Origin of the sequence: Curtobacterium sp. MCBA15_012 (assembly GCF_001864935.2) — a bacterium.
Taxonomy (GTDB): Bacteria; Actinomycetota; Actinomycetes; order Actinomycetales; family Microbacteriaceae; genus Curtobacterium.
In genome coordinates this window covers 2,974,290-2,989,455 of record NZ_CP126267.1, presented here as the reverse complement: position 1 = coordinate 2,989,455, position 15,166 = coordinate 2,974,290, and the positions used below count along the sequence as shown (strand labels likewise).

Annotated in this window: 15 protein-coding genes; 7 read left to right on the top strand and 8 right to left on the bottom strand. The window is 73.6% G+C overall.

Annotated features, from left to right (window positions below; translation table 11 throughout):
• Positions 1 to 216: 216 nt before the first annotated feature.
• From QOL15_RS13705 to QOL15_RS13685, 5 genes are all read right to left on the bottom strand, one after another.
• On the bottom strand, positions 217 to 2,481 hold the full coding sequence (locus QOL15_RS13705) for an FdhF/YdeP family oxidoreductase (protein ID WP_071247013.1): 2,265 nt from the start codon (positions 2,479 to 2,481) through the stop codon (positions 217 to 219).
• A gap of 38 nt (positions 2,482 to 2,519) precedes the next feature.
• Complete coding sequence (gene fdhD / locus QOL15_RS13700; protein WP_071246982.1) at positions 2,520 to 3,407, bottom strand: formate dehydrogenase accessory sulfurtransferase FdhD; 888 nt, start codon at positions 3,405 to 3,407, stop codon at positions 2,520 to 2,522.
• Positions 3,408 to 3,574: 167 nt separating this feature from the next.
• Entirely contained in the window at positions 3,575 to 4,777 is a 1,203-nt protein-coding gene (locus tag QOL15_RS13695) for a molybdopterin molybdotransferase MoeA (RefSeq protein WP_071246984.1), read from the bottom strand.
• Entirely contained in the window at positions 4,774 to 5,085 is a 312-nt protein-coding gene (locus QOL15_RS13690) for a DUF6457 domain-containing protein (RefSeq protein ID WP_065964461.1), read from the bottom strand. The genes QOL15_RS13695 and QOL15_RS13690 overlap by 4 nt, the downstream gene beginning before the upstream one ends.
• Before the next feature lie 4 nt (positions 5,086 to 5,089).
• Positions 5,090 to 5,725 carry a molybdenum cofactor guanylyltransferase gene (locus QOL15_RS13685; RefSeq protein ID WP_071246986.1) on the bottom strand — a complete coding sequence of 212 codons (636 nt, stop codon included), beginning with the start codon at positions 5,723 to 5,725 and terminating at the stop codon, positions 5,090 to 5,092.
• A 94-nt stretch (positions 5,726 to 5,819) separates the two neighbouring features.
• On the opposite strand from QOL15_RS13685, the gene QOL15_RS13680 reads away from it, so the two are divergent.
• The 3 genes from QOL15_RS13680 (at position 5,820) to QOL15_RS13670 (ending at position 8,694) form a co-directional block, all read left to right on the top strand.
• On the top strand, positions 5,820 to 6,839 hold the full coding sequence (locus QOL15_RS13680) for a LacI family DNA-binding transcriptional regulator (RefSeq protein WP_071246988.1): 1,020 nt from the start codon (positions 5,820 to 5,822) through the stop codon (positions 6,837 to 6,839).
• A gap of 128 nt (positions 6,840 to 6,967) precedes the next feature.
• Positions 6,968 to 7,681: a 2'-5' RNA ligase family protein gene (locus tag QOL15_RS13675; protein WP_254780211.1), complete on the top strand. Its 714-nt coding sequence runs from the start codon at positions 6,968 to 6,970 to the stop codon at positions 7,679 to 7,681.
• Positions 7,678 to 8,694 (top strand): LacI family DNA-binding transcriptional regulator, encoded by a 1,017-nt coding sequence (locus tag QOL15_RS13670; protein ID WP_071246990.1) that lies wholly within the window; start codon positions 7,678 to 7,680, stop codon positions 8,692 to 8,694. The genes QOL15_RS13675 and QOL15_RS13670 overlap by 4 nt, the downstream gene beginning before the upstream one ends.
• 50 nt (positions 8,695 to 8,744) lie before the next feature.
• Here the strand turns inward: QOL15_RS13670 and QOL15_RS13665 are convergent, their stop codons facing one another.
• Complete coding sequence (locus QOL15_RS13665; protein WP_071246992.1) at positions 8,745 to 9,629, bottom strand: inositol monophosphatase; 885 nt, start codon at positions 9,627 to 9,629, stop codon at positions 8,745 to 8,747.
• 240 nt (positions 9,630 to 9,869) lie between these two features.
• On the opposite strand from QOL15_RS13665, the gene QOL15_RS13660 reads away from it, so the two are divergent.
• The 3 genes from QOL15_RS13660 to QOL15_RS13650 all read left to right on the top strand — a co-directional run bounded on the left by QOL15_RS13660 (position 9,870) and on the right by QOL15_RS13650 (position 13,133).
• On the top strand, positions 9,870 to 10,811 hold the full coding sequence (locus QOL15_RS13660) for a carbohydrate ABC transporter permease (RefSeq protein ID WP_071246994.1): 942 nt from the start codon (positions 9,870 to 9,872) through the stop codon (positions 10,809 to 10,811).
• Positions 10,811 to 11,641: a carbohydrate ABC transporter permease gene (locus QOL15_RS13655; protein WP_071246996.1), complete on the top strand. Its 831-nt coding sequence runs from the start codon at positions 10,811 to 10,813 to the stop codon at positions 11,639 to 11,641. The genes QOL15_RS13660 and QOL15_RS13655 overlap by 1 nt, the downstream gene beginning before the upstream one ends.
• Positions 11,642 to 11,783: 142 nt before the next feature.
• Entirely contained in the window at positions 11,784 to 13,133 is a 1,350-nt protein-coding gene (locus tag QOL15_RS13650; RefSeq protein WP_071246998.1) for an ABC transporter substrate-binding protein, read from the top strand.
• Positions 13,134 to 13,247: 114 nt separating this feature from the next.
• Here QOL15_RS13650 and QOL15_RS13645 read toward each other — a convergent pair whose 3' ends face one another.
• Together QOL15_RS13645 and QOL15_RS13640 are read right to left on the bottom strand one after the other, a co-directional pair.
• Positions 13,248 to 13,730 carry a GNAT family N-acetyltransferase gene (locus QOL15_RS13645; RefSeq protein WP_071247000.1) on the bottom strand — a complete coding sequence of 161 codons (483 nt, stop codon included), beginning with the start codon at positions 13,728 to 13,730 and terminating at the stop codon, positions 13,248 to 13,250.
• Between the two features lie 29 nt (positions 13,731 to 13,759).
• Entirely contained in the window at positions 13,760 to 14,413 is a 654-nt protein-coding gene (locus tag QOL15_RS13640) for an NAD(P)-dependent oxidoreductase (protein WP_071247002.1), read from the bottom strand.
• A gap of 61 nt (positions 14,414 to 14,474) precedes the next feature.
• Here QOL15_RS13640 and QOL15_RS13635 point away from each other — a divergent pair, with 61 nt between their 5' ends.
• The gene (locus QOL15_RS13635; protein WP_071247003.1) at positions 14,475 to 15,164 is read left to right on the top strand and encodes a TetR/AcrR family transcriptional regulator; all 690 of its coding nucleotides are present in this window, start codon (positions 14,475 to 14,477) and stop codon (positions 15,162 to 15,164) included.
• Positions 15,165 to 15,166: the final 2 nt, after the last annotated feature.

Genomic DNA, 15,166 nt, shown 5'->3' with positions numbered 1-15,166 from the left:
GTCGCCGCTGCCCCTGTGCTGCCCCATCCCGTCACGCTAGCGCGCCCGGGCGCGCGCCGACAGGGGCGGTCGCACGCACGCACGCACGCACGCAGGCAGGCAGGCACACGCGTGCCGCGACACGGCCTGACCGAGTGAACACCGGTCCGACAGGTGACCGGTGGCGGACGGGAGGCGCGGTGCGGGCCCGCACCGCGCCTCCCGTCCGGTCCTTCCTCAGACCGTCGCCGGCACCGCGACCCGCGTCAGCCGGACCGGGACGGCCTTCGACACCGGGGTGTTGCTGCCCTTCGCCGCACTGTCCAGCGGGACGAGCACGTTCGCCTCCGGGAAGTACGCCGCGGCGCAGCCGCGCGCACTCGGGTACGCGACGATCCGGTACCCGCGCAGGACGCGTTCGACGTCGTCGTGCCACACGGTCGCGACGTCGACCGTGTCGCCGTCCTGCAGCCCGAGCTCGGTCAGGTCGTCCGGGTTCACGAACACCACGTGCCGGCCCTTCTTGATGCCGCGGTACCGGTCGTTCAGGCTGTAGATCGTCGTGTTGTACTGGTCGTGCGACCGCAGGGTCTGGAGCAGCAGGGTGCCCTCGGGGCGCTCGACGTGCTCGAGCTCGTTGACCGTGATCATCGCCTTGCCGGTCTTCGTCGCGAAGGTCCGGGAGTCGCGGGGGCCGTTCGGCAGGACGAAGCCCTCCTTGCTGCCGGCGCGACGGGAGTAGTCCTCGAAGCCGGGGACGACGTGGCTGATGTGCTCGCGGATCACGTCGTAGTCGTCGCGCATGGCCGACCAGTCGATCGGGAGGCGGTCGCCGAGCGTGGCCTTCGCCAGTTCGCAGACGATCGCGACCTCGGACAGCAGGCCGGGGGCGACGGGCGGGACCTGGCCGTGGCTGCCGTGCACGGAGCAGACGGTGTCCTCGACCGAGACGAACTGCGGGCCGGCGGCCTGGACGTCGATCTCGGTGCGGCCCATGGTCGGCAGGATCAGGGCTTCCCGGCCGACGACGGCGTGCGAGCGGTTGAGCTTGGTGGACACCTGCACGGTCATCTCGGTGCCGCGGAACGCCTGCTCGGCGAGCTGGCTGTCCGAGATCGCGGCGACGAGGTTGCCGCCCATGCCCATCCAGAACTTGATGTCGCCGCGCTGCATCCCGTGGATGCCCTTGAGCGCGTCGACGCCGTGCTCGCGGGGCGGCTCGAAGTGGAACTCCTCCGCCAGCGCGTCGAGGAACGTGTCCGGCATCTGCTCCCAGATGCCCATCGTCCGGTCGCCCTGGACGTTGCTGTGCCCGCGGATCGGCGAGGCACCGGCGCCCGGGCGGCCGATGTTCCCGCGGAGGAGCAGGAGGTTGATGATCTCCTTGATCGTGTCGACGGCCTTGACGTGCTGCGTGATGCCCATCGCCCACGTGATGATCGTCCGCTCGGAGCGCAGGTACCGTTCGGCGAGCTCGTCGATCTCCTCGATCGCGAGGCCCGTGGCCCGGACGACCTCGTCGTCGTCGACCTGGAGGATGTGCTCCACGAACGCCTCGTACCCGCTCGTGTGCTTCTCGATGAACGCGTGGTCCACGACGGACCCGGGCGTGCGCTGCTCCGCGAGGACCACGCGCTTGGCGATCGCCTGCAGCAGCGCCATGTCGCCGCCGAGCCGGATCTGCAGGAACTGGTCGGCGATCTCGGTGCCGTGGCCGACCACGCCGCGCACGCGCTGCGGGTTCTTGTAGCGGCGCAGGCCGGCCTCGGGCAGCGGGTTCACCGCGACGATCTCGGCCCCGTTGCGCTTGGCGTCCTCGAGCGCGGTGAGCATCCGGGGGTGGTTCGTGCCGGGGTTCTGGCCCATCACGATGATGAGCTCGGTGTGCTCGAAGTCGTCGTACGCGATGGTCGACTTCCCGATGCCGACGGTCTCGGCCATCGCCAGGCTCGTCGACTCGTGGCACATGTTCGAGCAGTCGGGCAGGTTGTTCGTGCCGAAGGCCCGGACGAACAGCTGGTAGACGAAGGCGGCCTCGTTCGAGGTGCGTCCGGACGTGTAGAACGACGCCTGGTCGGGGGAATCGAGGCCGTTGAGCTTGTCGGCGACGATCCGGAACGCCCGCTCCCAGCTGATCGGCTCGTAGTGGTCCTTCCCCGCGGGCTTCCACACGGGTTCGGTCAGACGGCCCTGCATGCCGAGCCAGTACTCGGTCTTGTCGGCGAGGTCGTCGACGGAGTGCTCCGCCCAGAACGAGCGCGGCACGAGGACCGGGGTGGCCTCCCACACGACCGCCTTGCCGCCGTTCTCGCAGAACTCGGCGGTCTTGCGCTTGTCCGGGTCCGGCCAGGCGCAGCTCATGCAGTCGAAGCCGCCCTTCTGGTTCAGGGACAGCATGAGCTTGGCGGTGCGGGCGAGGCCGAGCTGCTCGATCGCGGGCCCCATCGAGTGCAGGACGCCGGGGACGCCGGCCGCCCAGTCCTTCGGCTCGCCGACCGTCATGTCGGCGTCGGTCACGTCGTCCTTCGGGGGCTGTTCGGTCACGGGGCGCTCACTGTCTGTCGGGGCTGCTGTACCGGTTCGGGGGCGGTGTCGGCCGGCTCGACGATCCGCTCGGCTCGGCTGTAGACGACCATGCTCTGGCCGCGCAGGAAGCCGACGATCGTGATGCCGACCTCCTTCGCCAGGTCGACCGCGAGCGACGACGGTGCCGACACCGCCGCGAGGACCGGGATCCCGGCCATCGACGCCTTCTGTGTCAACTCGAAGCTCGCGCGACCCGAGACCATGAGGACGGTGCCGCCGAGGGGCAGTCGACCCTCCTTGACGGCCCACCCGACGACCTTGTCGACGGCGTTGTGGCGGCCGACGTCCTCGCGCAGGACGAGCATCTCGCCGGACCGCCCGTCGAACAGTGCCGCGGCGTGCAGACCGCCGGTCTTCTCGAACACGTCCTGGGCCTCGCGGAGCCGGTCGGGGAAGGTCGCGAGGAGCGCCGGGTCGAGCACGAGCGGGTCGTGCAGGACCGCGTGCTGCGAGGTGGTGCGGACCGCGTCGATGCTCGCCTTGCCGCACAGGCCGCAGGAGCTCGTCGTGTAGAACGCCCGCTCCAGGCTGGGATCGGGTGCGGGGACGCCCGGCGCGAGCGTCACGTCGAGCACGTTGTAGGTGTTCAGCCCCTCGTCGGTCGCACCCGCGCAGTACCGTGCCGCGGCGAAGTCGTCACCGCGGGCGATGACCCCCTCGGACACCAGGAACCCGGCCGCGAGGTCGACGTCGTTGCCCGGGGTCCGCATCGTGATCGCGAGCGAGTTCCCACCGACCCGGATCTCGAGCGGCTCCTCGACCGCGAGCAGGTCGTCACGCACCGACCGGGACGTCGCGACGGTGATGCGGGTGACGCGCTTGCGCGCCGTGATCCGGCTCATGGTCCGGGTCTACCACCCGAGCCGGTGACGCTGCCAGTGCGGGTGCGGTTTCCGCGGGCGGAGACCGGCCGGCTGTCGTGGCCGTCGTGCCGCCGCGTCGGCCTCGCGTCCGCGTCGTCCCCCGGCGGCCGGCTCCCCCGGCGGTCCGCTCCGCCGTGCGGTTCGCGTCAGCGGGTCCAGGGCAGCCGGACGGGAGGCACGGCATCGCCCGCCACGCCGCCACCGGGTCCGACGACCAGCAGCCCGTCGGCGTCGGCCAGCCCCCGCAGCATCGCCGACGTCTGGTGGGTGGTCGGGACCGCCCCCTCCGGGGCCGCCCGGTACGCGGTGACCAGCGAGCCGGGGCGGTCGTTCGGCACGTCCACGGCCAGGCGGACGTGCGCGACGGGTTCGGTCGGTCGGCCGAGCACCCCGGCGACGAGGGGGCCGCCGAGCAGCACCAGCCCGACCATCGCCGCCATCGGGTTGCCGGGCAGGCACAGGAAGACGGTCGCACCGCGCCGGGCGAGCAGCATCGGTCGGCCGGGACGCACGTCGACCCGGTCGATCAGCAGCTCGGCGCCGATCCGGGCGAGGGCGCCGCGGACGTGGTCGGTCGACGAGCCCGCGGTGCCGCCGGTCGTGACGACGATCCGCTCCTCGGCCGCGTCGAGCACCCGCGCGGTGGCGTCGGCGTCGTCGGACACCCGCTCGGCCGCGACCGGGTCGGCGCCGTACGCACGGAGCACGGTCGGCAGCGTGTGGGTGAACACGTCGCGCACCTGTCCGGGTCGTGGGACGCCCGCACCGACGATCTCGTTGCCGAGCACCGCGACGCGCACGGTCGGCGCGGGGGCGACGAGCACGTCGTCGACGCCGGACGCCGCCGCGAGGGCCGCTCGTGGCGGGGTCAGGACCGTGCCGGCGGGGAACAGCGTGCTGTGCCGGGCGACCTCCTCGCCCGCGGGCCGGACGTGCCGGCGGTCCGAGGCGGTGTGCCGGACGAGCCGTCCTGCGGCGTCGACCGCGGCGTCCTCGGAGCGCACCACGGCCGTCGTCCCGGGCGGGACCGGCGCTCCCGTGGTGATCGGTCGTGCGTGTCCGGCCCGGATCGGTTCCGTCGGGACGGCCGCCCCGGCGACGATCGGTCCGCCGAGCTCCCACGGCCCGTCGCCCGCGACCGCCCAGCCGTCCATCGCGGCGCCGTCGTGTCCGGGGACGTCACCCGGGGCGACGAGGTCCCCCACGAGCGTGGACCCGATCGCCGCCGCCAGGTCGAGTCGGAGCGGTGCCGAACGCGGGTCGAGCCGTGCGCGGTCGGCGGTGAGTCGGGCGCCCTGCCGGTGCGCCTCGTCGCGCGCTGCCTGCCAGGGGAGGAGGACCGCCGTCACCGGGTGCCGGGGCCGGTGACGGACCCGGTGCCGTCGTCGGTGCTCGGGCCGGCGCCGGCGTCGCGCGCCGAGGCCAACCGCGTGGCGGTCGCGGCGGCGGCTTCGACGTCCGCCGGGGAGCCCCCTCGGAGCCCGGCGGCGTAGCCGACCAGGAACGTGGTGAGCGGTGCGGCCGGTCGGGCGACCCCGTGCGCGGCGTCGCGGGCGAGGTCGAGCACGACGTCGCGGTCGAGCGTGAAGTCCTCGGGGAAGCCGAGCGCCTCGGCGAGCTCGGCGGTCCATGCGGCGAGGACGTCGTCGGTGGTCATGCGGTCAGTCAAGCAGCCGCGGGGTGTCGGCGACCCGCGCGGCGTCGGCCGGTTCGTCCACGTCCGCACAGAGTCCGGCGGACAGCGGGACCTCGACGAGTCGCAGGGCGGCGGTGAGCCGTCGGACCGCCGCGCCGTCCGGGTCCCCGAGCGCGGCGACGGCGTCGCGCAGGGCCGTCGACCGGTAGAGCGCGAGGAGGGGCTGCCGGCGGCCGTCCTCGTCCACGGCGACGAACCCGTCGACGTCGAGCCCGTCGGTGTCGGACCCGTCGGCGTCGGCCCTGTCCTCCGCGGCGCCCAGCAGTGCGTCGACCGCCCGCTCGGGCTGCACGAGGTCGCACGCGAGCACGAGCGTCCACGGCGCGGGTTCGGCCACCGCGGTGAGCCCCGCGACGATCCCGGCGACGGGTCCACCGAACGGCGGGTCCTCGCGCGTGGCGACGACCCCGTCCGGCGCGGTCCGGCCGTCCCGGAGCCCGACGAGCACGACGGTGCGGGCACGGGCGGCAGCGGCGACGGCGTGGTCCGACAGCGCCAGGCCGTCGGCGACGATCGCGGTCTTGTCGACCCCGCCCATCCGCGACGCCTGGCCGCCCGCGAGCAGGACGGCGTCGTGCTGCACGCCCACGACCTCGACCATGTCTGCACCCTACGTTCACCACCCACCGCCCCGCCTGACGCGGGATCGCCGCTAGCGTGACGGGTGTGACCTCCCGAACCCGACGGCGTGCGACGTGAGCGGCCTGCACGCGGTGCCGACCATCCACGACGTGGCGGCGCTCGCCGGGGTGTCGAAGTCCGTCGTGTCGCGGGCACTCGCGGGGGCGTACGGGGTGGCGCCGGCGACGATCGAACGGGTGAAGCGCGCCGCCGTCGAGCTCGGCTACGTCGCGAACGCCAACGCCCGCGGGATGTCCGCGCACCGCACCCACACGCTCGGGGTGTTCGTCCGCGACGCCGCGACGCCGTTCTACGGGCACCTGCTCACGGCGTTCCAGCTGCAGGCAGCCGCCCGCGGTTACCGGGCCGTCACGGCGACGGGCGCGGGGTCGTTCCCGGTCGCCGAGGAACGCCGCGCGCTCGAGACGCTCGTCTCGCTCCGCGTCGAGGGGCTCATCGTCTGCAGCGGGGCGCTGCCGGTCGAGGACGTCCTGCCCTTCGCCCGTCGCATCCCCACGGTCATCGCCGGACGCCCGGAGCGCGACGCGTCGGTCAGCAGCGTCTACTGCGACGAGCGCGGCGGCGGTCGGGCCCTGGCGGACCAGGTCGCCGACGCCGGGCACGTGCGGGTCGCGGTGCTCACGATCAGCGCCGCGGGGTCCCTCACCCAGTCGGCGCGGACGGACGCCATGGCGCGGCGGCTCCGGACCCGCGGCGTCGACGTCCTGCGGATCCGCGCGGAGGACCACGGCAACGACCCCCGCGCGCTCGACTCCTTCGTCGCGGCGGTGATCTCGGCGGGCGGGGTGTCGGCGATCATGGCGCCGAGCGACCACTACGCCGTCGGGGTCCTCGAGGCGCTGCGCCGCCGGGGACTCTCCGCGCCGGAGGACTTCTCGGTCACGGGCTACGACGGCATCCGCCCGTACGCCACCGAGCTGTTCGGGATCACCTCGTGGCGGCAGCCGCTCGACGTGATCGGCACGATGGCGGTCGACGCGGTCGTGGACCAGATCGACGCGAGCCGGTCGAACGCCGCCCACGTCGCCGTCGACGGCGAGTTCGTCCCGGGCCGGACGCTCGCCCGCGCCTGACCGACCGCCGATCACGGGGCTTCCGTCACCGGTCGTTCACCGCTTCGTCACCACAGGGAGGGCTGCGCTCGGGAACGATCCCGACCACGATGGGGAACGTTCCCGGAACCGCGACGAACAGGATCACCGTGTCGAACCCCGCCGTCCTCGAGCCCACCACCACGACCACCGCCACGACGCCCACGACGACCCCCGTCGTCACCGCCAAGGGTGCCCGCGACGACAGTGACCCCTACCGCTACGGCGTCTACCTGCGCCCCGACCCCCGGACGTGCCGCGCGGTCACGGTCGTCACCGACCAGCTCCGCGCCCAGTACGGCCTGGTGTCCTCCGGCGCGTTCCCGCCGCACGCGACCCTGGTCGGCAGCCAGCCGTTCGGGTCCGCCGAGTCCGCGGTCGTCGACGCCCTGACCGCGCTGCTCGACGGACGCCCGGGGTTCCCGGTGCACAACGCCGGCGTCCGCGAGCAGGGCATCGGATTCGTGTACGACGTCGCCACGAACCCCGACGGCTCCCGCAACACCGCGTTCGACCAGCTCGCGATCGACGTCGACGCGGCGGTCGCCCCGTTCCGGCGGCCGATGAACGCGCCGCTGCCGAACGACCACGACCCGGAGCGCTACCGCCCGCACCTGTCGCTCGCGTCGCACGACCTGTACGTCCGCCCCGACCTGCACGACGAGGTCGGCGAGTTCATCCGCGGCCTCGACGTCCCGGTGCCGTCCGACTTCGCCGGTGACACCGTCGTGCTGTACCGCACCGCGAGCCCCGACTGGACGGGCCGCTGGTGGCAGACGATGACCTGGGAGCACGTCCGCACCTGGAAGCTCCGCACGCCGTGACCGCGACGCTGCGCGACGTCGCACGCCGGACCGGCATGTCCCGCTCGCTGGTCTCGCTCGCCCTGCGGGGCGACGACGGGGTGTCCGCACCACGTCGGGAACTGGCCGTGCGCGCCGCGGACGAGCTGGGCCTCCCGGTCGGCTCGTTGGCGCGCCGTCGCGCGGCGGGCGCACCGCTCGTGCTGGGCGTCCTGCTGACCGAGCGGGCGAACCCGTTCCACACGGAGGTCCTGCGCAGCGCGCAGGCCACCGCGGACACCCTGGGGTTCGCGCTGCGGGTCGTCGACGCGTTCCGTGACGACGACCGCCTGGTCGCCGGCCTGGAGGCGCTGCACGCGTCCGCCGGGTCGGCCGACGGGGTGCTCGGGGTCGCGGTGGTCAGCAGCCGGCTCCCGCCGGCCGCGCTCGCCGCGGTCGCGGCGGACCTGCCGGTCGCGGTCCTCGGGTCGGCGGGCGACGCGCTCGCCGGACGCGGGGTGGACACGGTCCGCTCCGACGAGGAGACTGGGATGCGGGACCTCGTGCTGCACCTTGCGGCGGCGGGCCACGTCCGCACCTGCTTCGTCGGCGAGACCGACCACCCGTCGACCACGCGTCGCGCGCGGGCGTACGCCGTGGCCGTCGGGGTGCTGCCCACGGCGGTGCGGACCGAGGACGTCGAGGCCCTCGTGGTGGACCCGGCGCGGCTCGCGACGCTGCTCGGGGACGGTGTCACGGCGTTCGTCACCGCGAACGACGCGACCGCCGCCCGGCTCGTGACCGCGGCCGCGGGCGTCGGACTCCGACTGCCCGGGATCGCCTCGGTGACCGGGTTCGACGGCACCACGCTCGCGGGACGGCTCGACCTGACGACCGTCGACCAGCCCCGCGCGCGGATGGGTGCCCGCGTGGTGGAGCTCGTCGTCGAGCGGCTGCGCGGTCGGCGGGTCGAGCGGCACGAGGTGCTGCCGACCCGGTTGGAGCAGCGCGGCTCCGTCCACGCGGTCGAGCCCGTCCTCGGCGCCCGCGGCTGACCCGGGGCGGTCGGTGCCCCGCTGACCGGTGGACCGGTGCTCGCCTGCGGTCAGGGGCGTCGGGTGATCGTCGCGGACAGCGCCGCGACCCGGGCGACCAGGTGCTCGTGCCGGTCACCCGCGCCGCCGGCGACGTAGTCCTCGGCGTCGACCGCTCGGTCCGTCGCGACGCCGTGCCGGAAGCCGCGGAACCAGCCGCCGGCGCGCTCGAGCACCAGCGCGCCGGCGGCGACGTCCCAGGGGTGCGTCGCGAACCCCATCGTCACGTCGGACCACCCCGCGGCGACGTGCACCAGGTTGAGCGCCCCGCTCCCGGTGCTGTGGTGGTGGCGGTAGCGCAGGGTCAGGTCGCGGAGCAGGTCGAACGCGGCAGTCTCGCCGAGCAGTTCGAGGTCCTGCTGCACCGGGAAGCTGGTCAGCACGGTGGCCGACGCGGCCGGTGCGGACGCGGACCGCACCGGCCGCCCGTCGAGCCACGCGCCCCCGTCGTCGGCGCTGAAGACGTGGTCGGCGACGGGGTCGTGGACGACGCCGGCGGCGACGGTGCCGTCGACCTCCGCGGCGATCGAGACGCACCAGTACGCCAGGCCCCTGGCGAAGTTCGCGGTGCCGTCGATGGGGTCGACGATCCAGCGGACGCGCGCACCGGCGGGGGCGGGGCCGGTCGTGCCCTCCTCCCCGAGGACCGTGGAACCGGGGACGGCCGCCGTGAGGAACGCGGTCAGGGCGCGCTCAGCAGCGCGGTCGTGCTCGGTCACGACGTCGTGCGCGTCGCGCTTGGTGTCCACGACGACGTCGGAGCGGAAGGCGCGGAGGAGCGCCGGTGCGACGGCGCGCGCGGCGTCCTCGGCGGCGCGGCGGAGTGCGGCGGGTCCGGGGGCCGCGGGGGCGGGGCGGTCGGGCTCGGGGCGGTCGTGCACGGGGTCGTCGGTCATGTGCTCCGGTGTACGACGCGCGGCGCGCTGGACGCGGAACCGCGGGCGACGGGCGACCGTCCCGCGGGTGAACTCCGGCGTCGGGCCCGGGGCTGACGGGACTGATCGGGGCCTGCTGTCGAACACTGCGTGAACGGCGGGCGGCGGGCCGTCGACCTCCCTTGCGACCGCGTGACGGACACCAGCACAGTGGTGCCGTCCCCAGATCGGGAACGTTCCCTGAAACGAGGAGTCCCCACCATGACGGTCTCCGTCCGGCCCGGCTTGGTCGCCGGTCGCCAGCGGTCCGCCCCGGCCACCCGCTCCTGGCACCGGGCCGATCGACGCGTCGGCGTCGTGCTGCTCCTGCCCGCGCTCGTCGTGTTCGCGGTCTTCGTCTTCTGGCCGCTCGGCCGCGTGCTCGTCCTCAGCACGCAGGGCACCGACGTCTTCGGGCAGCCCGCCGGGTCGGTCGGGCTGCAGAACTACGTCCGGACCTTCACCGACCCGGCGTTCGGTCGGACGATGGTCAACACCGCGGTGTTCTGCGCCGGGGTCGTCGCGGCGCGTGTGGTGTTCGGCCTGCTCATCGTGGTGCCGCTCACCGCGAAGCTCCGCGGCACGACGGTCTACCGGGCCCTCCTGACGTCCCCGATGGTCGTGTCGGTGTCCGCCGCGTCCGTCGCCTTCGCCGCGATGCTCGCGCCGGGGACCGGGCTCGTCGACACCGTCGTGCAGCAGCTCGGCGGGACCCCGGTGCCGTGGCTGACGAGCACGCACTGGGCGCTGTTCAGCGTGATCGTCGTCACCGCGTGGGGGTCGCTCGGCTTCACGGTCCTGCTCCTGCTCGGTGCGTTCGGTGCGATCGACCCGGAGGTCGTCGAGGCCGCGCAGCTCGACGGTGCCGGACCCGTCCGGGCGTTCTGGTCGGTGTCGTTGCCGCTCGTCACCCCGACGCTGTTCTTCGTCGTCGTGACCGGGACCGTCGAGGCGCTGACGACGTTCGGGCAGGTCCAGATCCTCACCGGCGGGGGACCGGCGGACTCGTCGAGGACCCTCGTCTACGCGATCTACCAGCAGGCGTTCGGCGCCGCGAGTGCGAACTTCGGGCTCGCCGCGGCGCTCGGCGTCGTGCTCTTCCTGCTCGTCCTCGCGCTGTCGCTCGTGCAGTTCGGCGTGCTCGAGAAGCGGGTGCACTACTGATGGGCCCGCGCACCGCACGTCGGATCCGCAGCACCCTGCTGCACGCCTGGCTCGTCGTCGCCGTCGTTGTCGTCTGCTTCCCGCTGTACTACGTGTTCGAGGGTGCGCTCACCCCGTCGGATTACCTGCACGAGGGGCTCCCCGGCCTCGTGCCGGTCCACCTCGACCTCGGGAACGTCGAACGCGCCCTGCAGGTCGCACCGCTCGGACGGCAGTTCCTCAACAGCGTCGTCGTCACGCTCGCGCAGACGACGCTGCAGGTCGTGATCGGCATCGTCACCGCGTACGCCCTGGTGTTCTGCCGGCTCCGTGGCACCCGGGCGATCTTCCTCGTCCTGCTCGCCAGCATGATGATCCCCGGCGAGACGACCCTCATCGCGAACTACCTGACGGTCGCGTCCTGGCACCTCATCGACACCCTGCTCGTCGTGTTCCTGCCGTTCGTCGCCTCGGCGCTGACGATCTTCCTGTTCCGCCAGGCGTTCCTGTCCTTCCCCGCCGAGCTGCACGAGGCCGCCGTGCTCGACGGCGCCGGACACGTCCGGTTCATCCGCTCGATGCTCCTGCCGGTCACGCGGCCGACGCTCGTGTCGGTGACGCTCGTCAGCGCGACCGCGGCCTGGAACGGCTTCTTCTGGCCGCTGCTCGTGACGAACTCGCCCGAGAACCGGACCGTGCAGGTGGGCATCGCGCAGCTGTCGAACGCCGAGGCCTCGGACGTCGGTGTCGTGCTGGCCGGTGCGGCGATGGTCACGCTCCCCGTGCTCGTGCTGGTCCTCGTGGCGCAGCGCTTCCTCGCCGGTGGGATCACCGCCGGCGCCCTCAAGTAGCACCGTCCCGCAGCACCCCGGACCTCGCCCGTCCCTGTCTCGTCCGTCCCGTCCCGTCCCGTCTCGTCTCGTCTCGTCTCGTCTCGTCTCGTCTCGTCTCGTCTCGTCTCGTCTCGTCTCGTCCCCACAGGAAGGCACACCCATGCCCGCTCGTCGATCCTCCGCGTTCGCGTTCGCGGTCGCAGCCGCCTCCGCCGCGGCGCTGCTCGCCCTGACCGGCTGCTCCGCGTCCGGCTCGGCCACCCCGGCCGCGTCCTCCGGTCCGGTCACCGTCGACTTCTGGCACGCCATGACCGGCCCCGCCGCCACCGAGTTGACCGAGCTCGTCAGCCAGTACAACGCCGCGAACACGCAGGGCGTCACGGTGAGGGCCACGTTCCAGGGCCAGTACGCCGACGTCCAGACGAAGTACACCGCCGCGGTGCAGTCCGGCTCCACCCCGGACCTGCTCATGATGAACGACGTCGCCACGGGCTTCATGGTCGACTCCGGGCAGACCGTGTCGCCGTCGACCTTCGCGGGCGAGACGGCCACGGGCGGGAGCATCGTCCCCGCGGCGAAGGCGTACTACAGCGCCGGGGACGGCCTCGCCGCGATGCCGTTCTCGGTGTCGATGCCCGTGCTCTACCTCGACAAGGCGATCGTCGAGCGCGCGGGACTCGACGTCACGAAGCCGCCGACGACCCTCGACGAGGTCGCGCGGTGGGCCGACCAGATCCACCGCAGCACGGGGCTGTACGGCATGAGCATGAACATGGCGGACTCGTGGATGCTCGAGGAGCTCAGCGCCTCGGGCGGGCAGCAGTTCTGCACCCCGTCGAACGGCCGGAAGGGCAAGGCCGTCACCGGCGTCTCGCTCACCTCGGACACGCAGGTCGCCTTCATGACGACGCTCCAGGGGCTGTACCGGGACGGCGCCGCGCTCAACCCCGGCACCGACTCGGCGGCGCAGAACTCCGCGTTCTCGAGCGGCAAGGTCGGCATGGTCCTGACCTCGTCCGGTGCCTACACGACCCTCGACCCGACCGGCACGAAGTCGGTCGTGGCCACCTTCCCGACCACGTCCGGCGCGAAGGGCGCCGGACCGGTGATCGGCGGCAACGCCCTGTGGATCTCGGGGAAGGGGCACTCGACCGCCGAGCAGCGCGCCGCCCACGACTTCGCCGCCTGGCTCGAGACCCCCGAGGTGCAGGCCGAGTGGGCGAAGGCGACCGGCTACCTCGCCGTGAACACGAAGGCGCAGGACACCACGGTCGGCAAGCAGTCCCTCACCGACCCGAACGTCGCGACGATGTACCGCCAGCTCGCCGACGACCCGACGAGCACCGCGAGTGCGGGCTGCGTCACCGGTGCGTTCCCGACGGTCCGTGCGACCGTGATCGGCGCGTTCGACCGGGTGGTCGAGGGCGCCGACGTGCGGACCACCATGCGGGCCGCCGAGGCGCAGGCGAAGACGCAGATCGCCTCGTACAACCAGGCCGCCGGCAAGTGACCCGCGCCGTCGGGGGCGTCTGCCGCTCCCGACGGCACGGTCCGCGGTCGACCGGTGCGCCCCGAGCACCGTTGACGCGGTCCCCAGGCTCACGACCGGGCAGCCGTCGGGACGTCACGACGCCCGGCGGACCCACCGTTCCTCGTCGAGGCCGGTCCCGGGATCGGTCTCCGGGGCGCCGGACGGCAGGAACCCGTGGCGGGCGTAGAAGCGCTTCGCCCGCTCGTTCACGCTGAACACGAGCAGGTGTGCGTCCTCGCCACCGATCGCGGCGTCGAGCAGGCGGTCGGCCAGCCCGGTCCCGTGCACGTCGCGATCGAGGTACAGCGTGCAGAGCTCCAGGGCGGGGAGGTCGTCCGCCCCGGGGTCCGTCGGGGCCGTGCTCACGACACCGGACAGCCGGCCGTCGCGGAGCGCGATCAGCACGCGTCGTCCGCCGCTCCGGATCCGCTCGGCCCACCGTGCTGCGCGGTCGCGGGAGGCGCTCGAGTCCAGGAACGCGTCGGGCACCACCCCGCGGTAGGTCTGCTCCCAGCACGCGGACTGGAACGCCCCGATCGCGTCCGCGTCGGCGACAAGCGCTTCCCTGATGTCCATGCACCGATCCTGGTGCACGGACGCCCGGGTCACCGCGCGCGGCGGTAGGCGCTGCCGTCGCTCGTGTGGACCGAGGACGGGTCGTCGAGCATGCGCAGGGTGTACTCCGCGCAGTCGACGAACGTCCCGATGCTGATCCAGTGGCGCGAGCGCTGCAGGGTCCCCTTCGACGGGCCGTCCGACCCGATGCCCGCGCGGTGCACGCTCCACTGCAGGTCCCGCGCCTCGGTGTCGAGGTACCGCATGACCGCCTCGTTGTCGCGGTGCTGCCCGAGGTAGGCGCGCGCGACGGTGGCGCGCACGATCCGGAGGGGCAGCGCGAGCGGTCGGCCGGGGGCGCCGCTGAGGCCACCCGCCTGGTACACGAACCGGTGCACGCCCTGCCGCCGCATCGCCGGGACGAGCTCGCGGACGAACTCGGTGTTCACGAGGCGGTGCTCCTGCGCCTGCCGGTCGCCGATCATCGCGACGACGGCGTCGACGCCGTCGAGGAGCCCGTCGAGGTCGAGCCGGTCCGTGATCGACCCCTGGACGACCTCGAGTCGGTCGTGCTGCACACGGAGCTTGTCGGGGGTGCGGGCGAGGGCCCGGACCCGGTGGCCGGCGTCGAGGGCGAGCCGGGTGAAGTGCTGGCCGGTCTGTCCGGTCGCACCGAGGACGAGGAGGTTCTGGAAGGAGGTCACGTGCTCAATGTAGGCGCTGTCTAGAATCTGGGCAACGTCTAGTTCGGAGTATCCTCGAGGCGTGACCGACCGGCCCTTCCACCACGGCAACCTCCGCGCCGTCCTGCTCGACGAAGCGGTGGCCGCCCTGCGGGAGTCCGGCGTCGAAGGGCTGTCGCTCCGCGAGCTCGCCCGCCGCGCCGGTGTGAGCCACGGTGCCCCGCGGAGCCACTTCGTCGACCGCCGGGCGCTGCTCGACGCGCTCGCCGTGCTGGGGTTCGAGCGCCTGCACGACCGCGTGCAGCAGGCGATCGCCGGGTCGGACGGCCTGCGTGACCGCTTCCGCCGAGTGGCGCACGCCTACGTCGACTTCGCGGTCGAGGACGCCGCGCTCATGGAGCTCATGTTCGAGGGGAAGGCCGTCGGGGCCGCGGCCGCCGAGGTCCAGGCGGCCGCGGGCACCCTGTTCACCCTGCTCGACAGCGCGATGGGCCCGGCGCGCGCCGGCACGCCGACCGACCAGGACGAGGGCGCCCCGGACGGCGGCGGACACGACGACGGCGACCACGAGGGCGATCCGCGTGACGGCGACCCCCGTGACGACGGCGCCCGCGAGACCTTCAAGATGCTCTTCGCGGCGACCATGCAGGGCATCGCCACGCTCGTCGTGTCGCGACGGATCGGGCGGGCCCAGGGCGACGAGCTCGTGGACGCCGCGGCGGAGACGATGCTCGGTTCGGACCTGGCGCGCCGCGCCGTCTCCGCCGACTGACG